The sequence below is a fragment of the Arenimonas daejeonensis genome (assembly GCF_007993735.1).
Taxonomy (GTDB): domain Bacteria; phylum Pseudomonadota; class Gammaproteobacteria; order Xanthomonadales; family Xanthomonadaceae; genus Arenimonas; species Arenimonas daejeonensis.
Genome location: NZ_CP042453.1, coordinates 2884966 through 2907817, shown reverse-complemented (window position 1 = coordinate 2907817; position 22852 = coordinate 2884966). Strand labels below are relative to the sequence as shown.

Annotated in this window: 20 protein-coding genes and 5 pseudogenes; 12 read left to right on the top strand and 13 right to left on the bottom strand. The window is 69.2% G+C overall.

What is annotated here, in order from left to right:
• Position 1 precedes the first annotated feature (1 nt).
• The 5 genes from FRZ33_RS14340 (at position 2) to FRZ33_RS14320 (ending at position 3972) form a co-directional block, all read left to right on the top strand.
• Entirely contained in the window at positions 2 to 1309 is a 1308-nt protein-coding gene (locus FRZ33_RS14340; protein ID WP_146910447.1) for a sensor histidine kinase, read from the top strand.
• Between the two features lie 200 nt (positions 1310 to 1509).
• On the top strand, positions 1510 to 2400 hold the full coding sequence (locus FRZ33_RS14335) for an isoaspartyl peptidase/L-asparaginase family protein (RefSeq protein WP_227977932.1): 891 nt from the start codon (positions 1510 to 1512) through the stop codon (positions 2398 to 2400).
• Positions 2401 to 2434: 34 nt separating this feature from the next.
• The gene (locus tag FRZ33_RS14330) at positions 2435 to 3049 is read left to right on the top strand and encodes an RNA polymerase sigma factor (RefSeq protein WP_146910446.1); all 615 of its coding nucleotides are present in this window, start codon (positions 2435 to 2437) and stop codon (positions 3047 to 3049) included.
• A 117-nt stretch (positions 3050 to 3166) separates the two neighbouring features.
• Positions 3167 to 3451, top strand: coding sequence for a VOC family protein (locus FRZ33_RS14325; RefSeq protein ID WP_158637247.1), 285 nt, complete (start codon positions 3167 to 3169; stop codon positions 3449 to 3451).
• Positions 3451 to 3972: a hypothetical protein gene (locus FRZ33_RS14320; protein ID WP_146910444.1), complete on the top strand. Its 522-nt coding sequence runs from the start codon at positions 3451 to 3453 to the stop codon at positions 3970 to 3972. Before FRZ33_RS14325 ends, FRZ33_RS14320 begins: the two co-directional genes overlap by 1 nt.
• A 50-nt stretch (positions 3973 to 4022) precedes the next feature.
• On the opposite strand, the gene FRZ33_RS14315 is transcribed toward FRZ33_RS14320, so the two are convergent.
• Entirely contained in the window at positions 4023 to 5039 is a 1017-nt protein-coding gene (locus FRZ33_RS14315; RefSeq protein ID WP_146910443.1) for a TIGR00266 family protein, read from the bottom strand.
• 91 nt (positions 5040 to 5130) lie between these two features.
• Positions 5131 to 5808, bottom strand: a complete 678-nt coding sequence (locus tag FRZ33_RS14310) for a DUF533 domain-containing protein (RefSeq protein ID WP_158637246.1) — start codon at positions 5806 to 5808, stop codon at positions 5131 to 5133.
• Between the two features lie 192 nt (positions 5809 to 6000).
• Here FRZ33_RS14310 and FRZ33_RS14305 point away from each other — a divergent pair, with 192 nt between their 5' ends.
• From FRZ33_RS14305 to FRZ33_RS14285, 5 genes are read left to right on the top strand one after another with little or no spacing between them, the layout of a single operon-like run.
• Positions 6001 to 6387 (top strand): diacylglycerol kinase, encoded by a 387-nt coding sequence (locus tag FRZ33_RS14305; RefSeq protein WP_146910441.1) that lies wholly within the window; start codon positions 6001 to 6003, stop codon positions 6385 to 6387.
• Between the two features lie 17 nt (positions 6388 to 6404).
• A complete protein-coding gene (locus FRZ33_RS14300) occupies positions 6405 to 7127 on the top strand; it encodes a TerC family protein (RefSeq protein ID WP_146910440.1) in 723 nt (240 codons plus the stop codon).
• Between the two features lie 57 nt (positions 7128 to 7184).
• Positions 7185 to 8072, top strand: coding sequence for a prolipoprotein diacylglyceryl transferase (gene lgt, locus FRZ33_RS14295; RefSeq protein WP_146910439.1), 888 nt, complete (start codon positions 7185 to 7187; stop codon positions 8070 to 8072).
• Positions 8072 to 8866: a thymidylate synthase gene (locus FRZ33_RS14290; RefSeq protein ID WP_146910438.1), complete on the top strand. Its 795-nt coding sequence runs from the start codon at positions 8072 to 8074 to the stop codon at positions 8864 to 8866. Before lgt ends, FRZ33_RS14290 begins: the two co-directional genes overlap by 1 nt.
• Before the next feature lie 5 nt (positions 8867 to 8871).
• Complete coding sequence (locus FRZ33_RS14285; protein WP_146910664.1) at positions 8872 to 9393, top strand: dihydrofolate reductase; 522 nt, start codon at positions 8872 to 8874, stop codon at positions 9391 to 9393.
• Here FRZ33_RS14285 and FRZ33_RS14280 read toward each other — a convergent pair.
• The 10 genes and pseudogenes from FRZ33_RS14280 to FRZ33_RS14235 form a co-directional block, all read right to left on the bottom strand.
• On the bottom strand, positions 9363 to 9824 hold the full coding sequence (locus FRZ33_RS14280; protein ID WP_146910437.1) for a hypothetical protein: 462 nt from the start codon (positions 9822 to 9824) through the stop codon (positions 9363 to 9365). The genes FRZ33_RS14285 and FRZ33_RS14280 overlap by 31 nt on opposite strands.
• Positions 9825 to 9928: 104 nt before the next feature.
• The gene (locus FRZ33_RS14275) at positions 9929 to 10771 is read right to left on the bottom strand and encodes a symmetrical bis(5'-nucleosyl)-tetraphosphatase (RefSeq protein ID WP_146910436.1); all 843 of its coding nucleotides are present in this window, start codon (positions 10769 to 10771) and stop codon (positions 9929 to 9931) included.
• The gene (apaG, locus tag FRZ33_RS14270; RefSeq protein ID WP_146910435.1) at positions 10771 to 11151 is read right to left on the bottom strand and encodes a Co2+/Mg2+ efflux protein ApaG; all 381 of its coding nucleotides are present in this window, start codon (positions 11149 to 11151) and stop codon (positions 10771 to 10773) included. Before apaG ends, FRZ33_RS14275 begins: the two co-directional genes overlap by 1 nt.
• A gap of 9 nt (positions 11152 to 11160) precedes the next feature.
• Entirely contained in the window at positions 11161 to 11970 is an 810-nt protein-coding gene (gene rsmA, locus FRZ33_RS14265; RefSeq protein ID WP_146910434.1) for a 16S rRNA (adenine(1518)-N(6)/adenine(1519)-N(6))-dimethyltransferase RsmA, read from the bottom strand.
• Positions 11967 to 12939: pseudogene (gene pdxA / locus FRZ33_RS14260) on the bottom strand (4-hydroxythreonine-4-phosphate dehydrogenase PdxA). Before pdxA ends, rsmA begins: the two are co-directional and overlap by 4 nt.
• Before the next feature lie 5 nt (positions 12940 to 12944).
• Positions 12945 to 14144: a peptidylprolyl isomerase gene (locus FRZ33_RS14255; RefSeq protein ID WP_265468645.1), complete on the bottom strand. Its 1200-nt coding sequence runs from the start codon at positions 14142 to 14144 to the stop codon at positions 12945 to 12947.
• A gap of 158 nt (positions 14145 to 14302) precedes the next feature.
• A complete protein-coding gene (lptD, locus tag FRZ33_RS14250; protein ID WP_146910433.1) occupies positions 14303 to 16366 on the bottom strand; it encodes an LPS assembly protein LptD in 2064 nt (687 codons plus the stop codon).
• A gap of 223 nt (positions 16367 to 16589) precedes the next feature.
• Positions 16590 to 17503: pseudogene (locus FRZ33_RS14245) on the bottom strand (histone deacetylase family protein).
• Between the two features lies 1 nt (position 17504).
• A pseudogene (locus tag FRZ33_RS14240) lies at positions 17505 to 18058 on the bottom strand (cob(I)yrinic acid a,c-diamide adenosyltransferase).
• Positions 18059 to 18065: 7 nt separating this feature from the next.
• Positions 18066 to 18600 (bottom strand): annotated as a pseudogene (locus FRZ33_RS14235) (hypothetical protein).
• A gap of 153 nt (positions 18601 to 18753) precedes the next feature.
• Between FRZ33_RS14235 and ubiH the strand changes: the two are divergent.
• Both ubiH and FRZ33_RS14225 read left to right on the top strand, forming a co-directional pair.
• Positions 18754 to 19965, top strand: a complete 1212-nt coding sequence (gene ubiH / locus FRZ33_RS14230) for a 2-octaprenyl-6-methoxyphenyl hydroxylase (RefSeq protein ID WP_146910432.1) — start codon at positions 18754 to 18756, stop codon at positions 19963 to 19965.
• Positions 19962 to 21197, top strand: a complete 1236-nt coding sequence (locus FRZ33_RS14225) for an FAD-dependent oxidoreductase (protein ID WP_146910431.1) — start codon at positions 19962 to 19964, stop codon at positions 21195 to 21197. Before ubiH ends, FRZ33_RS14225 begins: the two co-directional genes overlap by 4 nt.
• Positions 21198 to 21218: 21 nt before the next feature.
• Here FRZ33_RS14225 and FRZ33_RS14220 read toward each other — a convergent pair.
• Positions 21219 to 22717 (bottom strand): annotated as a pseudogene (locus FRZ33_RS14220) (aminotransferase class III-fold pyridoxal phosphate-dependent enzyme).
• Positions 22718 to 22852: the final 135 nt, after the last annotated feature.

Below are 22852 nucleotides of genomic sequence, written 5' to 3'. Positions count from 1 at the left end.
CATGCCGAACCAGCGCACCGGCCTGCGCCGCAAGATATGGGTCGCCTTCATCCTGCAGGCGGCGGCGATCTCGTTCGCGGCGGTACTGGGCGTGTACGGCGCGTCGGCGGTGCTCAAGCACGTGCTGATCCAGCAAGCGCTGCAGGAAGAAGCCGGGCATTACTGGCAGCGACTGAAGGTCGATGCCGGCGCACAGGTGCCCGACACCTACAACATGACCGGCTTCCTGGTGCCCGCCGGCGGCAGCAAGGCGATGCTGCCCGAGCCGTTGAGGACGTTGCCGGTCGGTTTCCACAGCCTGCCGCGTTCGCAGGGTGGGTCGCTGGTGCTGGTCGAACGCGACGGCAACGGCCACCTGCTGTACCTGCTGTTCAAGCAGGAGCAGGTGGACAGCCTGGCGTTCTGGTTCGGCATGGCGCCACTGGCGATCGTGCTGGTGGTGATCTACATCATCGCCTGGTCCACTTATCGTGCGTCGAAGCGCGCGGTGTCGCCGGTGATCTGGCTGGCCGGCCAGGTGCAGCGCTGGGACCCGAAAAAACCAGAAGCCAGTGCGCTCAGGCCGGAGAACCTGCCGGTGGACGTCGAGGGCGAGACGCTGGTGCTGGCGTCCTCGTTGCACGACTTCGCCAGCCGCATCGAGAGTTTCGTCGAGCGCGAGCGCGACTTCACCCGCGACGCTTCGCACGAGCTGCGCACGCCGCTCACCGTGATCCGCATCGCCGGCGACATGATGGACGGCGACGAGGGCCTGTCGCCGATGTCGCGCCGCGCGCTGACCCGCATCCGTGGTGCCGGCCGCGACATGGAGGCATTGATCGAGGCTTTTCTGATCCTGGCGCGCGAGGGCGACACCGGCTTGCCCGACGACGACTTCGCCGTCAGCGAGGTGGTGGCCGAGGAAGTCGAGAAGGCGCGGCTGCAACTGGCCGGAAAGCCCGTCCGCATTCGCCTGGTGCTGGAATCGGACTTCAGCCTGCATGCGCCCGCCCGGGTGCTGTCGGTGCTGTTGGGCAACCTGCTGCGCAATGCCTGCCACTACACCGACGAAGGCAGCATCACCGTGACGGTGCGCCACGGCGCGATCACCGTCGCCGATACCGGCGTGGGCATGAGTTCGGATGAACTCACGCGCGTGTTCGAGCCCTTCTACCGCGCCGGCGACCGCAAGAAGGACGGGCAGGGCATCGGCCTGTCCATCGTGCAGCGCCTGTCGCATCGCTACGGCTGGCCGGTGCGCCTGGAAAGCGAGCCCGGCCGTGGCACCACGGCCAGCATCCGGTTCCCGCAGCAGGTGACGCCGGGCTGAACCCTGGCCGGGTTTCACCCGGCCGCGCCGAGGACGACAATGTCGCTGCTGCTGGGCGCAGTGGGGGGTAAGCTCAGCAAACACAGACACGCTGGAGCCCGCATGATCCGTATCGTCCTCGCCTCGATCCTGGGATTGACCGCCATGAACGTCCATGCCGAAGCGCCCCGCACCGCCCTGGTCATCCATGCCGGCGCGGGGTGATCGAGCGCAAGGCGCTCAGTCCGAAGGATGAGCGGGAGGTGCGGAAGGCGCTGGATGCGGCGTTGGATGCCGGGAATGATGTCTTGAAAGCGGGGGGCAGCGCGATCGATGCGGTGAGTGCGGCGGTGGTCAGCCTCGAGGAGTCTCCTTGGTTCAACGCAGGAAAGGGCGCCGTGTTCAACGCCGAGGGCGGGCACGAGCTGGATGCGGCGATCATGGAAGGCCATACGCGGCGTGCGGGTGCGGTCGCCGGTGTGACCACCGTGCGCAATCCCATCCGGTTGGCGCGGGCGGTGATGGAGCATTCGCCTCACGTCATGTTGGCCGGGTTGGGCGCTGAGGCGTTTGCCGATACTCGGCCGGAGATCGTTCGCGTTTTCAACCGTTGGTTCGACACCGATCGCCGCCGCCAGCAGCTGGAGGAGGCGCAAAAACGCGAACGCGCCGGCCAGGCCCAGGCGCCCGGCACCTATTTCGGGACCGTCGGCGCGGTGGCGCTGGATGCACAGGGCCGCATCGCCGCCGCCACCTCCACCGGCGGAATGACCAACAAGCGCTGGAGCCGCATCGGCGACGCGCCGGTCATCGGCGCGGGAACCTGGGCCGATGACCGCTGCGGCGTATCCGGCACCGGCTGGGGCGAGTTCTACCTCCGCACCGCCGCCGCGTCCTCGATCTGCGCGCGCGTGGCCTTGCGCGGCGACACGCTGGCCGCCGCGGCCGAGGAAGTCATCAACGGCGAGATCCCGCGCCTGGGTGGCGACGGCGGCGCGATCGCGCTCGACCGCGAGGGCAACATCGCCATGCCCTTCAATACCAGCGGCATGTACCGCGGCTGGATCAAGCCCGACGGCAGCCGTGGCACCGCGGTGTTCCGCGAGGACTAGGCGCCGTCCGGGCCGGATCGGGCAGAATCGCCCGATGGACCTGGCCAGCTACCGGAAACTGCGCGCCCGCGCGCGGCGCCTGTCGCGCCGGCCCGAAGACGCCGACGACCTGGTGCAGGACACGCTGCTGGCCGCGCTGGAGGCCGGACGCGAGGATCCGGCCTGGCTGGACGGCGTATTGCGCCACCAGGCGGCGATGACCGCACGCACGGCGGTGCGCCGCCGCCGGCGCGAAGCGGCGGTGGCCGAAGCCGACGCTGCTGGGCTCGCCGAACCGCGTCCCATCGTCCCGAACCCGCTGCTGCGCCAGCTGCCGCCGGCCGCGCGTCGCGTCGCGGTGCTCGCCCTGCACGGCCTGGATGCCGACGAGATCCGCTGGATCCTGGGCATACCCGACACTGCCTTCCGCCAGCGTCTGACCCGCATCCGCAAGGCCCTGGGCGAGCTGCCGCCGGCGCAGCGCGCCGAAGCCCAGGCCCTTGCCTACCTGCGCGATCCGGCGCGCGCGGTGGAGCTGCAGTTCGGCCTGGTGCGGCGGGCGCTGAAGGCCGCGCTGGCGGGCCGTGCCGGCCTGGGCACCCATGACGCCGACGGCCACCTGATCGTGATCCGCGGTGCTCACAGAACGCCACCCGGCGGCAACGGATAAGCGGGAACCACAGAGGGGACCTCCCATGCTCACGGATTGCAGGATCGGCGCCATCGTCTTTTTCGTAAGCGTGCTCGACCGCGCGCTGGCCTTCTACCGCGACACCCCGGCCTGCCGGTGCAGGCCGTGGATGGCCACGACGGGCCGTTCGGGCTGGGCCAGCTGGGCGACCTGACCCTGGTCTTCATCGCCCGGCCGGCCACCGCCGGCGACAGCCCGGTGGTGGTATTCAATCTCGATGGCGGCATCGATGACTACGCCGAGGCCCTGGCCGCGAAAGGCGTCGAGATCGTAGTGCCGGTCAGCGAAGCACCTGACGGTGGCCTGACGCTGGACTTCGTCGATCCCGACCGCAATGCGCTCAGCTTGTACCAGCCGGCCGGCGCGCCGAGGAGGAAGTGATGCGTGCGTTGCTGCTGCTCATGTTGACGGCCTGCCTGTCAGGCCCGACCGCCGCGCGTCCGTCGGAACAGGCGGTTGCCGCGGATGCGCCGCCGGCCACGGCCTGGGCTGCACTTGCGGGCACCTGGCGCGGCAGTGGTGAAGTCAGGGGCATGGCCGCCGAAGTGACGCTGGAATTCCGCGAAAGTCTCGGTGGCCGCGGCCGCCACCTGCGCTTCGAGAACCTGATGCGCGGCGAAGACAGCCAGGCCTGGCCGTTCCGCGCCGAAGCACTGTACCTCTGCGATCCCGCCGGCGCCTGCCGCGGCCATTGGTACGACTCGCGCGGCATGGTGCTGCCGCTGGCAGCCACCGCCACGCCGGACCGCGTGGTGGTGGACTGGGGGGATGCGGACACGGAACGCGGGCGCACCACGTATGCACTGACCGGGAATCAACTCCGGATCACCGATGAAGTGCTCGGCAAGGATGGCGTGTGGAAAGTCTTCGGCCGCACCGTGGCGCGACGGACGTCGGACTGAAACGCGCCGGTCCCGATTCCCTCCGGGAAGCGGGACCGGCGTCGCCTGGATCAGAACCCGCGGTCGCCGGACAGGATGCCGCCGAGGCCGCCCAGTACCGAACCTTCGCCCTGGCTGCCGCCCTTCTGGTAGGCGGCGGCGTACATGCGGCCGGCCATGCGCGAGAACGGCAGCGACTGCAGCCAGACCTTGCCGGGGCCGGTCAGCGTGGCCAGGAACACGCCTTCGCCACCGAACAGCATCGACTTCACGCCGCCGACCGGCTGCACGTCGAAGTTCACCGTGCTGGTCATCGCCACGACGCAGCCGGTGTCCACGTCCAGGCGTTCACCCGGCTTGAGCTCGCGTTCCATGATGGTGCCGCCGGCGTGGATGAACACCAGGCCGTCGCCGGTGAGCTTCTGCATGATGAAACCTTCGCCGCCGAACAGCGCCGTCATGATCTTCTTCTGGAAGAAGATGCCGATCTGAACGCCACGCGCCGCGCACAGGAAGCTGTCCTTCTGCGCGATGATGGTGCCGCCGTAGTTGCTCAGCGTCATCGGCACGATGGTGCCGGGGTAGGGCGCCGCGAACGCGACCTTGGCCTTGCCGCTGGCACCCGCGTGCGAGAACACCGTGGTGAACAGACTCTCGCCGGTGATCAGGCGCTTGCCGGCGCCGACCAGCTTGTCCATGAAACCGCCGCCGGCCGAACTGGCGGTGCCGTCGCCGAACACGGTGTCCATGCTGACCACCGATTCCTTGTACATCAGCGAACCGGCCTCGGCGACCGCGCTTTCACCCGGGTCGAGTTCGATCTCGACGAACTGCATGTCCTCGCCGTAGATCCTGTAGTCGATGACGTCGCTGCGCTGGCTGGAAGCCGCCGGCGGCGGCGTCGGCACGGCCATCGCGCCCGCGGCCGATTCGGCGCGCAGCTCGGTGCAGGCGCTGATCGGCATCCATTCGGCGAATCCCTGGCGCCAGCAGTGGCCGTCCGGATTCTTCGCCGCCTGCGCGATCGCGGCGGCGTGGTCGAGCGGACCCATCTGCTGGCCGTTGTAGCTGAGGAACCACTGGTGCATGGCGAACTCCTTGCGGGGGTGTGGGGAGGTCGGGACTGAAGTCCCTCCCACAGAAGGGATTACTGTGGGAGGGACTTCAGTCCCGAAACGTTCAGTCCAGACCGAGCTGGCCGTGGATGTCGCGGCGCGCCGCCTCGTCGAGCGACAACTGGCCGGCAAGCCGGTCCAGGAATGCACGTTCGGCCTCGGTGTCGGTGGTGATGGCGATGAGTGCGGCGGCGTAGACCTCGGCGCGCAGGTTGTCGGGCGTGCGCGCGACCAGTTGTTCGACCGTGAACGGCGCGCGGATCTCGGCGTCGAGCGCCTGCAGGCTGTCGGCGTCCAGGCCGGCCTCGCGGGCGCGGCCGAGGATCGATTCACGCTCTCCGGCGTCGATCAGGCCGTCGGCGTGCGCGGCGGTGATCATGGCGCGCAGCAGGTGCATGGCCTGTTCGGTGCGCGCCGGCGTGGAGGCGGCCGGCGGCGGAGGCGGCGGTGGGCTCGCCGTGGCGCCCGGCGGAGGCGGCGGCATGGCGGCGCCCGTGCCGGCCAAGGGGTTCGGTGCCGACCCGCCCCCGGGCTGTTGCTGGTAGTGCTGGTAGGCCGCGACCGCGATGCCCAGCAGGCCCAGGCCCAGCTTGGCCTTGGTGCCGCCGGACATCCCGCCCATCAGGCCGCCCAGGCCCGAGGAGGACGAATACGACGCCGAGCGCTTGCGCTTCTTGCCGCCGAGCTGGCCGGAGAGGGCATCGCCCATCAACTGGCCGAGCAGGCGTTCGGGATTGAACATGTAAGGCTCCATCGGGGGTCGGGGATGATCCCGATCTGGGGTGGGCTCCCCCAGTGCACAAGGTCAGGGCCGGCCCGGCACGGGGCCGGGAGGACGGACTGTGGCAAAATGCCGGACCTGCGTTCCGTCACCGAGCCCGACCTCCATGCCGATCCCCGGCCTGCGCCCCGCCTCCCAGGACTGAGCCCGGCCATGGCGGACAGCACCGGCAGCCACGCTCCGCGCAGCCCGTTCCGGGCCTGGCAGGCGTTCCTGTGGTCCATGAAGGGCCTGCGTGCGACCTGGGACGTGGAATCTTCGTTCCGGCTCGAGGTCTATCTGTTCGTGCTGCTGGCGCCGCTGGCGCTGTGGCTGGGCGGCGACGGGGTCGAACGTTCGATCCTGGTCGGCTCGATGATGCTGGTGCTGGTGATCGAAGTGCTCAATTCGGCGGTCGAGGCGGTCGTGGACCGCTGGGGCCCGGAGCACCACGAACTGGCCGGGCGCGCCAAGGACATGGGTTCGGCCGCGGTGTTCCTGGCCGACATGAACGTACTGATCTGCTGGGGCCTGATCCTCGGTCCCCGTTACCTGAATTGAACTGAGGCTTCGCCACGATGGAATGGATGTACAGCACCGAAATCTGGATCGCCCTGGCGACCCTGACCACGCTCGAGATCGTGCTGGGCATCGACAATCTGGTGTTCATCTCCATCGCGGTGAGCAAGCTTCCGCCGGAACAGCGGCCCAAGGCCCGCAAGTTCGGCCTGGCCCTGGCCTGCATCTCCCGCATCCTGCTGCTGCTGTCGCTGGCCTACCTGGCCACCATGCAGAACAGCCTCTTCCACCTGTTCGGCCAGGACTTCTCGGTGCGCGACCTGGTGCTGATCGCCGGCGGCCTGTTCCTGCTGGTCAAGGGCACGATGGAGATCCACGACTCGGTCGAGGGCCGCGGCGAGGAAGAGGACATCGGCACCCGGCCTTCGGCGGTGTTCGGTTATGTCATCGCCCAGATCGCCGTCATCGACATCGTGTTCTCGTTCGACTCGGTCATCACCGCGGTGGGAATGGTCAACAACCGTTGGGTGATGGTCGCCGCGATCCTGATCGCGGTGGCGGTGATGCTGTTCGCCGCCAACCCGATCGGCGACTTCATCGACCGGCACCCGACCGTGAAGATGCTGGCCCTGGCCTTCATCATCCTGGTCGGCGTGGCCCTGATCGCCGACGGCTTCGAATACCACATCGACCGCAAGTTCCTGTACTTCGCCATGGCCTTCTCGGCCGGCGTCGAGACCCTGAACATCCTGGCGAAGCGAAAACAGAAACGGCACGGCTGACGCGGACGTCAGCCGGCAACCGAACCAAGCCGTGTCCCTTCGCCGCCCGGAGCCCGCATGACCCTGTTGCACGATATCGACCCGCTGGCCGTTACCCTGCCGTTCTGGCCGCACGGCATCCACTGGTACGGCGTGATGTACCTGCTGGGCTTTGGCGTCGCCTGGTGGCTGGGGCGTCGCCGGGTGCGGGCCGGCCGGCTGCCGGGCGTGAACGAGGAAGGTTTTGGCGACCTGCTTTTCTACGGCATGCTGGGCGTCGTGCTGGGCGGTCGCCTGGGTTACGTGCTGTTCTACGGTTTCGAGGCCTTCCTGGCCAACCCGCTGATGCTGCTGAAGATCAACGAAGGCGGCATGAGCTTCCACGGTGGCCTGATCGGCGTGATGCTGGCCGCCGCCTGGTGGACGCGCCGGCAGCAGCTGCACTTCTTCGACACGATGGATTTTGTCGCGCCGCTGGTGCCGGCCGGCCTCGGTTTCGGCCGTCTCGGCAACTACATCGGCGGCGAGCTCTGGGGCAAGTTGACCGGGGGTGACGGCGGCGTGGTGTTTCCCGCCAGCCTGCCGGCCGAATACGCCCGCCTGCCGGCCGAACAGCTGCGCGAGCTGCACGCCTCCGGCGCGCTCGACGCTTTCGCACGTTACCCGTCGCAGCTCTACCAGGCCGCGCTCGAGGGTCTGGTGATGCTGGTCGTGCTGGTCTGGTACTCGCGCAAGCCGCGGCCGCGTTATGCGGTGTCGGGCCTGTTCGCGCTGCTCTACGGCGTGTTCCGTTTCGCGGTGGAGTTCATCCGCGAGCCGGACGCGCATATCAGCTACCTCGCCTGGGGCTGGGTGACGATGGGCCAGGTGCTGTCCTTGCCGCTGGTGGCGCTGGGGCTGTTCCTGCTCTGGCTGTCGCGCCATTCACCCACGCTTGCGCCTTCTTCGGCGCCCGGAGCCGCCTGATGCGCCAATACCTCGAACTGTTGCGCCACGTGATGGAACACGGTGCGGAAAAAGCCGACCGTACCGGCACCGGCACCCGTTCGGTGTTCGGCTGGCAGATGCGGTACGACCTCAACGAAGGTTTTCCGCTCGTCACCACCAAGAAGCTGCACCTGCGTTCGATCATCCACGAGCTGCTGTGGTTCATCCGCGGCGACACCAACGTGGGCTACCTGCGCGACAACAAGGTCACGATCTGGGACGAGTGGGCCGATGAAAACGGCGACCTTGGCCCGGTTTACGGCAAGCAGTGGCGGCGCTGGACCGGCCTGGATGGCCGCGAGATAGACCAGTTGCGCTGGGTAGTGGACGAGATCGGGCGCAACCCCGATTCGCGCCGGCTGATCGTCAGCGCCTGGAACGTGGCCGAACTGCCGCAGATGGCGCTGATGCCCTGCCACACCATGTTCCAGTTCTACGTGGCGGACGGGAAGCTCAGCTGCCAGCTCTACCAGCGTTCGGCCGACATCTTCCCGGGCGTGCCGTTCAACATCGCCAGCTATGCACTGCTGACCCACATGATCGCGCGGCACTGCGGCCTGGGCGTCGGCGACTTCGTGCACACGCTCGGCGACGCCCACGTTTACAGCAACCATTTCGAGCAGGCGCGCGAGCAGTTGGCTCGCACGCCGCGGCCGCTGCCCAAGCTGGTTCTGGCGCCGGAGGCGACCGACCTGTTCGCGATGCGCTACGAAGACATCACCATCGAGGCTTACGACCCACTGCCCGCCATCAAGGCGCCGGTGGCGGTGTGAGCGGGCTGGTCCTGGTCGCGGCGATTGATCGCCAGCTGGCGATCGGCCGCGGCAATGAACTGCCCTGGCGGCTGCCCGACGACCTGAAACGATTCAAGGCCCTGACCCTGGGCAAGACCGTGCTGATGGGGCGCAGGACCGCCGAATCGCTGGGTCGCGCGCTGCCCGACCGCCGCAACCTGGTGCTGACGCGTTCCGGCCAGGTGCCGTTCGCGGGCATGGAGGCCGTGGCTTCGCTTGACGCGGCCCGTGCGGGCTGCCCGGATGGGGAATTGGTGGTGATCGGCGGTGGCGAGGTCTACGCGCTGGCCTTGCCGCTGGCCAGCCGCCTGCACCTGACCCATGTGCACACCCGGGTCGAGGGTGCGGATGCGTTTTTCCCGCAGTGGGCCGCGGACGACTGGGAGCCGGTGGCGCGCGAAGCGCATGCCGCGGATGCGCGGCATGCTTTCGCCTTCGACTTCGTGGACTACCGGCGCCGGGGCGCCGGGATGCCTCAGAGCGGCGTGTTGGCCGCCAGCTCGTAACGCAGCAGGGTGGACAGCTGGCGCTCGAGCTGCAGGTACTTCAGGGCCTTGGTCGCCGGCAGCACGCGGCTCATGCGCGAATAGGTCTGCTCGTTGAGGCGGGCCTCTTCCATGTCGATTTCCGCCATTTCCTCGGCCAGCTCGGTGGCCTGGTCCTCGTCCAGGCTGGCCAGCCGGGCGTACGCCGTGGCCGCGGCGCGGCGGCGCAGCACGAGGTCGGCCAGCTCGCTCTGGTGGGCATCGTAGACCGGCCAGAAGTCGGCTTCCTCGGCCGGCGTGAGGTCCATCTGGCGGGAAATGAAGATCTGCTTGCCGGGCGCGAGCTGGGATTTCAGCGTCGCCATGTGCATGGCGGGATCGGCGGCGGTCTGCGCCAGGACCGGGGAGGCCAGCAGCAGGGCCAGGGTCAGGATGGCGAGGGAACGGTGCATGGAACGACTCCTTGAAGCGGGACAGGCAGGGTGACCATACCCCGCCTGAACCGAGGTGCGGCACTAATCGGCCGCGGCAGGCGACCAGAAATGTGATGGATTTCTCAGTCTTCGACGCGGGTGCCGGCCGGCACTTCGCGGCCCGGGACCTGGTAGAGGCGCAGTTCCTGGCCCAGTTCCATCGCGGTGAGCTTGCCGCCCCAGACCGCGCCGGTGTCGATGGCGTAAACGCCCAGGCCCATGAACAGGCCGAGCGTGGACCAGTGGCCGCAGACCACCGGCAACTCGCGCGGGGCATGGCCGGGCACTTCGAACCACGGATACATGCCGGGTTTCTGGGTGCCGGGGCGCCCCTTGTCGTCGAAACCGATGCGGCCGCTGGGCGTGCAGTAACGCAGCCGGGTGAAGACGTTGATGATGGCGCGGTGGCGGTCCACGCCGGTGAGCTTGGGCGACCAGGCCGGCTTGTCGCCATACATGTTCTTCACCAGCTTGAAGAAGCCGTCGCCCTGCAGTTTTTCCTCGACCTCGCGCGCGCGCGCCTCGGCCAGGCTGATCGTCCATTTCGGCGCCAGGCCGGCGTGCACCATGGCGAAACCGAGCGTGCGGTCCACGTGCATCAGCTTCTGGCGGCGCAGCCAACCGATCAGCACTTCGTGGTCGTCGGCGAACAGCACGCGCTGCAGGTCGGGGTTGACCTTGCGCTGGTCGGCTTCGCGCCGGGTGGAGATGGCCAGCAGCGACAGGTCGTGGTTGCCCAGCACGATGGTGCTGTGGATGGCCAGCGAGTGCACCAGGCGCAGCGTTTCCAGCGACTGGCCGCCGCGGTTGACCAGGTCGCCACAGAACCACAGGCGATCCAGGGCCGGGTCGAAGCGGATGCCCTCCAGCAGCCGCTGCAGCGCGTCATAACAGCCCTGGACGTCGCCGATGGCGTAGGTGGCCATCAGTGCAGCGTCCGCGGGATGGACAGGGTGAAGGGGTCGATCATGGCGTCGAAAGCGGTGCCGTCGTCGGCCAGCATCTGGTAGCTGCCGTGCATGGTGCCCAGCGGGGTTTCGAGCACGGCGCCGGAGGTGTACTCGAAATGTTCGCCGGGCCGCAGCCAGGGCTGCTCGCCGACCACGCCCTCGCCGCGCACCTCCTGCACCTTGCCGTTGGCGTCGGTGATCAGCCAGTGGCGGCTGATCAGCCGGGCCGGGACCTGGCCGACGTTGTGGATGCGGATGCTGTAGGCGAAGACGTAGCGGTCGTCCTCCGGGATCGACTGGTCGTCGAGGTAGCGGGTGCTGACGATCACTTCGATGGCGTGCAGGGGCGAATCCATGCCGCCATTCTACGCAGTCCGCTCGGCCGGGGGCAGTTTGGCGAGATGGGCCGTCAGCCTCACGAAATCAGCCACTTCCAGCTGCTCCGCGCGTGCGTCCGGGCGCAGGCCGGCGGCTTCGATCTGCGCGCCGGAGCAGACCTGCGAAAGCGCGTTGCGCAGCGTCTTGCGACGTTGCCCGAAAGCGTCGCGCACCACGTTCTCGAACAGCACCGGATCGGTGATGCCGATCGTGGCGGGATCGCGCGGCACCAGCCGCACCACCGCGGAGTCGACCTTCGGCGGCGGCCGGAACGCGCCGGGCGGCACGTCGAACAGCGCCGTGACCGTGCAGTACGCCTGCAACATGACGCTCAGCCTGCCGTACACCTTGGTGCCGGGGCCGCAGGCCATGCGGTCCACCACTTCCTTCTGCAGCATGAAGTGCATGTCGCGCACTGCGCCGGCGTGTTCCAGCGCATGGAACAGGATCGGCGAGGAGATGTTGTAGGGCAGGTTGCCGACCAGGCGCAGCGGGCCCTCGTCGCCGGCCAGCCGGCTGAAGTCCACCTGCAGCACGTCCTTGTGGATGATGGTCAGGCGGCCCACGCCCTCCGAACCTTCCATCAGCGGCGTGATCAGGTCGCGGTCGAACTCGATGACGGTCAGTTCGCCGTGTTTCTTCAGCAGCGGGAAGGTGATCGCGCCCTGGCCCGGGCCGATCTCGACCAGGCGGTCGCCCGGCTTCGGGTTCACCGCCATCACGATCCGGTCGATATAGCTGCGGTCGGTGAGGAAGTGCTGGCCGAGGCTTTTTTCGGGGGCCTTGAAGGAACTCATGCCGGCATCCTGCGGGCCGCGAGCCGGGCGCACAAGTCGGCGGCCGCGAACAGGCTGGACGGGTCGGCGCTGCCGTGTCCCGCCAGTTCCAGCGCGGTGCCGTGGTCCACCGCCACGCGCGGGTAGGGCAGGCCCAGGGGTGATGTTGACCGCCTGCTCGAAGCCGCTGTGCTTGAGCACCGGCAGGCCCTGGTCGTGGTACATGGCCAGCACAGCGTCGAAACCGGCCAGCTTCTTCGGCAGGAAGGCGGTGTCGGCCGGCAGTGGGCCGACCAGGTCCAGGCCTTCGGCGCGCAGCGCCTGCAGTGCCGGGAGGATGACGTCGAGTTCTTCGCGGCCCAGGTGGCCGTCTTCGCCGGCGTGCGGGTTCAGGCCCAGCACGGCGATACGTGGCGCCACCAGGCCGAAGTCGCGTCGCAGTGCGGCGTGCACGATGCGCAGCGTGCGCTTGAGTCCATCACCGGTGATCGCATCGGGCACGGCGCGCAGCGGTAGATGGGTGGTGGCCAGGGCGACCCGCAGCGAGGGGTTGGCCAGCATCATCACGACTTCGGTGCCCGCCTGGCGCGCCAGCAGCTCGGTGGTGCCGGAGTAGGCGATGCCGCCGGCGTTGATGCTGGCCTTGTGCACCGGACCAGTGACCAGTCCCTGCAGTTCGCCGGACAGGCAGGCGGCGCCGGCCTGTTCCAGCGCGGCGATCACCGCCGGCGCATTGGCCGGATCGGCATGGCCGAAATGCGGGGCGTGGGCTTGGAGAATGGGGTGCAGCGCCAGCTCGCCGGTGGCGGTGGCCTGGCCCGGTTCACGCAGCCGCAAGGGCAGGCCCAGGGCCGCGGCAGCGGCCAGCAGGGTTTCCGGGGCGGCGTAGGCGATCAGGTCGGCGGCGACCGGCCGCTGGGCCAGCCGCACGCACAGTTCGGGCCCGATGCCGCCCGGCTCGCCAGCAACCAGGGCCAGCCGGGGCCGCATCGGCGTCAGGTGGCCGCTTCGGGCGCCGCCAGGCGGCTCTCGACGTAGGCTTCGGAGCGGATCTGGCGCAGGAAGCGCTCGAATTCCTCTTCCGCCTTGCGCTGCGCGATGATCTCGCGCGCCTGGTTGCGGCGGTTCGTTTCGGTCACGTCCTGTTCGCGGGTGCCCAGGCGCCTCACCACATGCCAGCCGACCGCGCTCTGGAACGGCTGTGACAGCTGGCCGTCGGCCAGGCTCTGGATCTGGTTGCCGATCGCGGTGCCCCAGGCGTTGATGACGAACCAGCCCATGTCGCCACCATCGGAGCGGGTGAGGGTGTCGTCGGATTCGGCGCGCGCGATGGCCGCGAAATCCTCGCCGGCGGCGATGCGGCCGTGCAGGGCCTCGATCTTCTGGCGGGCGACCTCGACCGGCACCGTCGGGGTGACGCGGACCATCAGGCCCTGGGCGTTGTATTCGGTGACCGTCTGTTGGCTGGCCTCGCGGGTCTCGGAGACGTGGATCAGCTGGTAGCCGTTCGGCCCGCGCAGCGGCTGGGTGATGTCGCCGGCCTTCATGCCGCGGATGATGTTGGAGAAAGCGGGCGGTATCGCGTCGAGTCCGCGCCAGCCGATCTCGCCACCATCGAGCGCGTTCTGCGAGTCGGAATAGCGGATGGCGGCCGCGCGGAAGTCCAGTTCGCCGCTCAGGATCACGTTGCGGATGCCTTCGATCTTGCGCTGGGCGGTGGCCACCTGCTCGGGCGTGGCGCCGTCGGGCAGCGCGACCACGATGTTCGCCAGGCGCACTTCCGGGCCGCCGATTTCACGCAGCGCCAGCAATTGGTCGATCTCGGTCTCGCTGACCTGGACGCGGCTCTGGATGTAACGCTGGCGCAGGCGCTCGACCAGCATCTCCTCGCGCAGGCTGTTGCGGAATTCCTCGTAGCTGATGCCGTCGGCGGCAAGGCGTTGGCGCAGCTGGTCCTGGGTCATGCGGTTGCGCGTGGCCACGCTCTGGATGGCCTGGCTCAGTTCGCTGTCGCTTACGCGGATGCCGGTGTCCTGGGCCTGGACCAGCTGCAGGCGCATCAGCACGAGGCGGTCGAGGACCTGCCGTTCCAGCACGTCGCGGGGCGGAAGCTGGCCAGGCTGGGAGGCGTACTGGGCCATGATGTTGTTGACCGCGCGGTCGAGTTCACTGCGCAGGATCACATCCTCGTCCACGACGGCGACGATGCCGTCGATGGCGGTGGTTCCTGGGCTTGGGCCTGGGCCAGTGACGGCGCCGCGGTGGAACACAGGGCCAGCAGGGCAGCCAGGACGGTGGAAAGGGCGTTCTTCATGCGGGGGCGGGCTCCGGCGCCGGGGCCGGCGCCATGGGGTCAACGGGAGTAGTCAAGGATAGCATCATGGAGCAGACGGTCCGTGTCGCGGCCGATGCTGCCGACGCCGTTCAGCTCCAGCTCAAGGTAAATGCCGGTATTCGCCTCGCCGTCGACTTCGGCGAGGTAACGACGGCCCATGACCCGCACGGCGATGCAGCAGCTCTTCCACTCGATGCCGCCGAGGGCTTCGAGGGTGGCCTGGTCGCGCAGCGAATAGTTCCAGCGGCCGATCAGGCGCCAGCGCAGGTCGATCGGCACGACGAAGGAAATGTCGGTCTGTTCGACCAGGTCGTTTCGATAACGGTATGCGGCGTTCACCAGCCCGCCGTCGCCGAAAAGCCATTGGCCGCGCACGGCCGACAGGGCGGTGAGTTCCGTATCGGGGTCCCACTGCTGGGCCACGCCCAGGCTCCAGTTTTCGGAGGGCGAGATGCTGGCTTCGAAGACCCAGGCCGAGCCGTCCTCGGACAACGGCGGCGCACGGGGCACGGTGACCCGTGGCGGCTCGAAATAATGGATGCGGCCGACGCTCGCGCTGATCAGTTCGCGGCCATCCTGGGAACTCAGGATGCGGCTGGTGAGCGCCATGGTGACCTGGTCCGCATCGCCCTGCCGGTCGGCGCCGCCGAAGCGGTTGTCGCGGAACAAGGCAGGCCAGCTGAAGGTCAGCGGCTGGGTGTCGAACAGCGGCAGGTCGTCCTGGTCGCGATAGGGAACGTGCAGGTAGAACAGGCGCGGCTCCAGCGTCTGCAGGTAGTCGCCTCCCTGCCATTCGAAGTCGCGTTCAAACACCGCGCCTGCGTCCAGGCTCATGATCGGCACGCTGCGGCTGGGGGTGTCGTCCCCGTTCGCGGGCACCAGGCTGTCGTCGAGCTGGTAGGTGGTGTAGCGCCACGCGAATTCCGGCGTCAGGAACCACGATGCACCACCGAACGGCAGGCGCAGGTAGGGTTTGACGTCCATCCGTTCGCCGCCGGCGAGGGTTTCGTGCTGGAAGCGGGTGGCCTCTGCGCGCAGCCCCAGTTCGAACCAGTTGGCGAACGGGCGGTTCCAGGTGACTTCGGCGGTGGGCAGGCGCCGGTAGGGTTCTTCACCCGGGCGCAGGCTCGGGCTGGCGATCTGCCAGCTCTGTGCCCAGAGTCCGGCGTTCCAGCCCAGGCCACGGCCATACAGCCCGGCGCGGCTGGTGATGGTCGTGATGGTGGTCGAGTCGAGCGACTCGCCGAAATCCTCGAAATAATCCACGTCGCTGACATGGTTGAGGTTGGCCGTGGCATTCCAGTGCGGCCCCAGCTTCGTGAGGTGGCGCCATGATCCCAGGCCACGGTCGTAGCCCGTGATGTCGTCGTCTGGAAGCCAGGTGCCGTCGATCACGCCCCGGTGGCGTTGGCTGAGGTACCGGAATTCGCTGCCCAGCATCAGGCCACGCTGGCCCAGCACGTGCGGGGTCAGCGTGGCGTCGTAGTTCGGTGCCAGGTTCAGGTAGATCGGCTGTTCGTATTCGATGCCGTTGCGGTCGTCGTAGCCGAGCTTGGGCGCCAGCAGGCCGGTGCGGCGACGGTCGTCGGTCGGGAACCGGATGTACGGCAGCCACAGCACGGGCACGCCGCCCAGGCGGAGGGTGGCATTGCGCGCGGTGCCCATCGCCTCTTCCTGGTCCACGTCGATGCGGCTGGCGGAAAACTCCCACTGGCGCTGGCCCGGTGGGCAGGTCGAATAGGTGCCCTGTTCCATCCGGCCCAGGTCGCCCTGCAGCGTGATGGATTCGGCGGCGCCATTGCCGACGTTTTCATTGAACTGGTACTGCACCTTGTCCAGGCGCACCACGTCGGCCTTCTGGTCGCCCTCGGCTTTTTCGGCCAGGAAGCGCAGGCCGCGATCCTGGTATTTCACGGGACCTTCGGTGACGAAGGTTTCCGCTTCGTGTTCGTAGGTCAGCTGGTCGGTGCCCAGCCACTGCTCGCCGCGCTGCAGCTCCACCTTGCCCGTGAGCACGGTGACCTTCTCCCGGCTCACGTCCAGGCGTTCGGCACTGATGTCGGTGGCGAGGCCTTCGCGCACGGCCTTGGTTCCCGCCTCCGGCAGCGGCTGGAACAGCGGCAGCGCGTCGGTGACGGGGCACAGCTCCCAGGTGGGTGCTTCGGGTTATGGGCGCGGGCGGTGCAGGCCATGGCCAGGCAGACGGGGAGCAGTCGAAGGGCTGGACGGCGCACGGGGGTTCCCGGAAAAAGACGCGCTAGCTTGGCGCAAGGCGCCTATCGGGGCAACACGCGATGCCTTGCGTTCAGGCGCCAAGACCCCGCAGATGCGCCACGCTGCAGGCGCGCAGCGCCGCCAGGCTGTAACCGCCCTCGAGCAGCGACACCACGCGGCCGCCGGCGTGGCGCCCGGCCAGCGCCGCCAGTTCGGCGCTGAGCCAGCGGTAGTCTTCGGCCTCGAGCTCCAGGTCGGCCAGCGGATCCAGCCGGTGGCCATCGAAACCGGCGGACACCAGCAGCAGCTGCGGCCGGAGAAGGCCTCCAGCGCCGGCAGCAGTGTGCGCGACCAGGCGGCGCGGAAGGCTTCGCTGCCCGCGCCCGGCGCCAGCGGCGCATTGGCGATGTTGCCGACGCCGCGCTCCTCCGGACGGCCGCTGTCGGGATACAGCGGCATCTGGTGCGAGCTGGCGTACATCACCCGCGGCTCGTTCGCGAAGATGTCCTGGCTGCCGTTGCCGTGGTGCACGTCGAAGTCGGCGATCGCCACGCGCTCGAGGCCATGCGCGTGCACGGCATGCGCGGCCGCGACCGCGACCGCGTTGAACAGGCAGAAGCCCATCGCGGTGTCACCGGTGGCGTGGTGGCCGGGCGGGCGCACGGCGCAGAAGGCATGGCTGGATTCGCCCGCCATCACCGCGTCCACCGCGGCGATGCCGGCGCCGGCGGCGCGCAGCGCGGCTTCCGGTGAATCGACGGACATGGCCGTGTCCTCATCCAGGCGCCGGTGCCCTTCGAAGGGCGTGTCGAGCACGTCGGCCACCAGTGCGCGCGCGTGGACACGCAGCACGGCGTCGCGCGATGCCCGTGGTGCCTCGCGCCAGGGCAGCGCCGGGAAGGTGGCGCGCAGCGCGTGCAGCACGGCTTCGAGCCGGGCGGGGCATTCCGGGTGTCCGGCGCCGGGATCGTGCGAAAGGCAGGCCGGGTGCGTGTAGAGCAGCACGCTAGCCCTTGCGGCGCTCGTGGTTCCAGAGCACCTCGCCGTGGCCGCTGGCGCGTGCCAGCACCCGCGACAGCACGAACAGCAGGTCGGACAGGCGGTTGAGGTAGCGGATCGCCTCGGGCCGCACGGCGTCATGGTGCGACAGCGTCACCACTTCGCGCTCGGCGCGACGGCATATGGTGCGGGCGAGGTGGCAGTGCGCGGCCGCCAGGCCGCCGCCGGGCAGGATGAAGTCCTTCAGCGGCGGCAGGTCGGCGTTGAAGCCATCGAGCTGGTCTTCAAGGCGCTGGATGTCGGCATCGAAGATGGCGGCATGGCCCGGATGCACAGCTCGCCGCCGAGGTCGAACATCTGGTGCTGCACCGACACCAGCACCGCGCGCACGTCGTCGGGGATATCGCAGGCCAGCACCAGGCCGATCGCCGAGTTCGCTTCGTCCACGGTGCCATAGCCGGTGACGCGGGCCGAATCCTTGGCCACGCGCGAACCGTCGCCCAGGCCGGTGCTGCCGTCGTCGCCGGTGCGGGTGTAGATCTTCGACAGGCGGTTGCCCATCGCCCGGTCAGTGCGCCGTGCGGCCCGCGGACGGGGCGTGGCGCGCCATCAGGGTGATGGCGACATGCGCGACGGTGGCGATGGCGACGTAGATGCCGGTGGTGCGCAGGTAGGGCAGGAACCAGTCGGCGTAGTTCTTGGCCCAGCCGGCCACGGTCGGTTCGGCGACCTGGCTGCTGAGCCAGTAGAAGCCGCCCTGGGCGAAGAAGTGGCACAGCGCCACGCCGCCGAACACCATCAGCACCAGCAGGCCCAGGGGTGTTGGGCTGCAGGCCGTGGTAATGGCGGCGCAGCAGGCTGCCCGCGGCCCACAGGCTGAAGTGCGCCGGCAGCAGGAACCAGTAGCCCGGGGACACGCAGTAGTGGTTCCAGAAGCTCAGGCCGGCCTGGGTGATCACCAGGTAGTCCACCGCCACCGCCAGCACCATCAGTGCCGGGAAGGCCCAGCGGGCGCTGCCGCGCAGGTAGAAACCGGCGATGAAGAACACCGCCCAGGACGCGTCCGGCACCACGCCGAAGTGGTTCAGGCGGGTCGCGGCCATCACGGCGGCCAGCACCAGGGAAGATGGTCAGGCGCGAGCGGGTGGTCAGGGTCATGGGTCCGGCTTCCTTGGGTCAGGCCGGCATTTTAGCGGAAGTGGAGCGCCAGCGGGCCAGGCGTGGGCGGGCCCGGGGCGGGCGCGTATCATCGCCGCATGGTGCGCGATGACGCTTACGACCACGACATCCTGATCCTCGGCGGTGGCCTGGTGGGCAGCGCGCTGGCCTGCGCGCTCGACCGCAGCGGCTGGCGCGTGGGCCAGGTCGAGGCCAGTGCCCCGCAGGCGGGCGCGCCGGGTTTCGACGAGCGCAAGCTCGCCCTGGCCCAGGCCAGCCTGAATGCGCTGCAGGCACTGGACGTGCTGCCGCGCCTGGCCACGCCGCCCGCTCCGATCCGGCGCATCCACGTCAGCCGCGCCGGGGATTTCGGCAGCGTGCGCCTGGAGGCTGCCGAACATGGCCGCGAGGCTTTCGGCGCCGTGGTGCTGGCGCGCGAACTGGGCCAGGCGCTCGAGGCCAGGCTGTCGGCCTGCGGCGATCTGGTCCGGCATCGTCCCGCGCAGGTGATCCGTGTTCAGCCGGATGCCGACGGGCCGGTGGTGTGGATCGAACAGGACGGAAGCGAGCGCCGGTTGCGCACGCGCCTGCTGGTCGCCGCCGACGGCAGCCGGTCGCTGGCGCGCGCCGCCCACGGCATCGGCGCCGAAGAACACGACTACGGCCAGACCCTGGTGGTCTGCAGCGTCGCCACCGACCGTGCGCCCGACGGCACCGCCTACGAACGGTTCAGTGACGAGGGGCCGGTGGCGCTGCTGCCGATGGCAGGCGGCCACTACGGCGCCATCTGCGGCGTCGCGCGCGAAGACGCGGCGCGGGTGCTGGCGCTCGACGACGCCGGTTATGCGTCGTATTTCCAGCAGCGTTTCGGCTGGCGTGCCGGCCGCGTGTTGCGGGTCGGCGCGCGGGGCGGCTATCCGATCGTGCGGGTGGTGGCCGAACGGCTCACCGCGCCACGCCTGGTGGTGATGGGCAATGCGGCGCAGACCCTGCATCCGATCGGCGCCCAGGGGTTCAACCTTGGACTGCGCGATGCACTGTCGCTGGCGGAAGGGCTGGTGGGCGAAGATCCGGGCGCCGCACCGGTGCTCGCCGCCTACGTCGAAGCGCGCCGCGAAGACCGCGAACGCACCCTGGCTTTCAGCGACGGCCTGGCGCGCGCCACCGCCAATGGAAGTTTCCCGATGCACTTGCTGCGTTCGCTCGGACTGCTCGCGCTTGGCCATGTGCCGGGCCTCGCAGACCCGCTGGTGGCCGGCGCGATGGGGTTCCGCGGGCGTGTGCCGGTGCTGTCGCGGGGTGGCGCATGAACCGCCGCGCCGGATTCGACCTGGTGGTGATCGGCGCCGGCGTGGTCGGCAGCGCCGCGGCGCTCGCGGCCGCGCGCGACGGCCAGCGCGTGGCCCTGGTCGAGGCGCACGAACCGCCGGCCTGGCACGCCGACGCGCCCGATCTTCGCGTCTATGCATTCGCGCCGGACAACGCGGCGCTGCTGGCCGATCTCGGCGTCTGGCCTTCGGTGCTGGCCGCGCGTGCACAGCCCTATCGCCGCATGCGCGTATGGGACGCGGCGGGTGGCGGTGAACTGGCCTTCGACGCCGATGCGCTGGGTCGCGATTCGCTGGGCCACATCGTCGAACACGGCCTGCTGGTGGACCGCCTGTGGGCCGCCTGCGGCCGCGAACCGGGCCTGCAGCGTTTCACCGGCCGGCTGGACACCCTTGAACAGGACGAGGACACGGTGACCGCGGTGCTGCAGGACGGCCAGCGCCTGCGCGCGCGTCTGCTGCTGGGTGCCGACGGCGCCGCATCGCGGGTGCGCGGACTGGCGGACCTGCCGAGCGAACGCCACGACTATGGCCAACGCGGCCTGGTCGCCTACGTCGGTACCGCGTTCCCGCACGAAGACACCGCCTGGCAACGTTTCCTGCCGACCGGGCCGCTGGCTTTCCTGCCCTGCGCCGACGGCCGCTGTTCGATCGTGTGGACGCTGCCCGACGACGAAGCCACGCGCCTGCTCGCCGTCGACGACACGACATTCCTGCGCGAGCTCACGCGCGCCTTCGATGCCCGCCTGGGCGAGCTCACCTCGGTGTCGGAACGGGTCGCGTTCCCGCTGCGCCGGCAACTGGCCAGGGACTACGTGGCGGGCCGCGTGGTGCTGGCCGGCGACGCCGCCCATGTCGTGCATCCGCTGGCGGGGCAGGGCGTGAACCTGGGGCTGCGCGACATCGCTGCGCTGCGCCTGGCCTGGCGCCAGGCCGGTGAACGGGGATCGGATTTCGCCACGCCGCACCGGCTGGCGCGCTGGGCGCGCGGACGGCGCAGTGAGAACGCGATCGCCGCGCACAGTTTCGAGGCGATCAACCGCGCCTTCAGCAACGACGCGATGTGGCCGACGCTGCTGCGCGGCCAGGTGCTGGGGCTGGCGGGAAAGCTGCCGCCGCTGACCCGACTGCTCTGGAAACGCGCCGCCGGTTTGACGCGAACCAGGTTCATTTTCTTTCTCGCTGAGACGGAGTCTCAGCGAGAAAGAAAATGAACCTGGTTCGGCTTGTTCAGGTCAGGCCGCTTCGGCCTGCGACTTGCGCGGGCCCTTGAGCAGGGCCTGGCGGATGTGCTCGATCACCAGGTCCGCTTCCTCGCTGGTGACATTGAAGTGCGGGGTGAAACGCAGCGAATTGGTGCCGCCGTGGATCACGCCGATGCCGTGTTCGCGCATGTACTCCTCGGTGGAGCCGGCGCCGTAGCACTTGAACGACGGGTCGAGCTCGCAGGAGAACAGCAGGCCGGTGCCCTGGATCTTGGTGATCAGGCCGCCGCCCAGCTCGTCGCGCAGCTTGGCCAGCTTGTCCAGGAACTCCTGGCCGCGCTCGCGGATGTTCCTGCGCAGCGCCGGCGTCAGCAGGTCCAGCACGGTGGCGGCGATGTCGAGCGCGCGCGGGTTGGCGGTCATGGTGTTGCCGTACACGCCCTTGCGGTACAGGCCGGCGGCACGTTCGTTCACTGCCAGCACGCTCAGCGGGTACTGGCCGCCGTTGAGCGCCTTGGAATAGGTTTCCATGTCCGGCGCTTCCAGGCCTTCGAAGCCCGGGTAATCCACGATGGACAGCACGCCGTGCGCGCGCAGGCCGGCCTGGATCGAATCCACCAGCAGCAGGCTGCCGTGCGCCTGGGTCAACTCGCGCGCGACGGCGTAGAACTCCGGCGGCAGCGCCGGCCCGGGTCGCCTTCACCCATCACAGGCTCCAGGAACACGGCCTCGATGAACCAGCCGTTGGTTTCGGCGGCGGCGAAGGCCGCGCGCAGCTGCTCGGACGAATACGGCTCGACCGTCAGCACGCTGTCCTCGCCACGGAAGCTGGCCAGGTGCTGGATGTAGGTCTTGCGGCTGGAGTCGGAATACAGCGCCGGGCGTTCGGTGCGGCCGTGGAAGGCACCCTTCACCACCAGGCGCTTGATCACCCGGTTGGCATGGCGGCCGCCGGCGTCGGTCATCAGCTTGGCGTTGACGTCGGCGATGCGGCTGGCCAGCGACACCGACTCGGAGCCGGAGTTCAGGCACATGAAGCGGGTGTAGGGGCAGCCGCCGCGGCTGTGGCCGATTTCGGCGCGCAGCGCGCGCACGACGCGCAGCTGCGACAGCGACGGCGTCATGACGTTGGCCAGCACCTGCGGTTTGGCCATCGTGTCGAGGATGGCCTGCGGCGTGTGGCCGAAACCGAGCATGCCGTAGCCGCCGGAATCGTGGATCACGGCGCCCTTGAGCGTGACCACCCAGGGACCGCAGGCGGCGAGGGCGACATAGGGGTTCACGGCGTCGTCGGAGTAGAAGTTGACGAAACCGGCCTGCACGGCGTCGATCTGGGCCTGCTCGTCGAGGTCCAGCAGGTCGGCGAACTCGGCGCGGATCGCGGCGTACTGCTCGACCGCGGCCTGCACGGCGTTGGCGAGTTCCGGGAACTGGCCGGCCAGGCGCAGCACGGTGGCGTCATCGAGGCCGCGGGTGCGGACGGTGCCGGCGTGGTTGCGCAGCGGGGCGAGCGTGTCGATCAGGGTCATGGCGGTCTCCGGACCCGGAGATGGAGCGCCGCGGGGCCCTCGCTAGCCGAGTCTTGCGTTGAAAATCAAATACTTGGCGGCGATGGTACCACCGCGCCCAGACCCGCGTAACCCCCACGCGTTTGAATTCCGGTG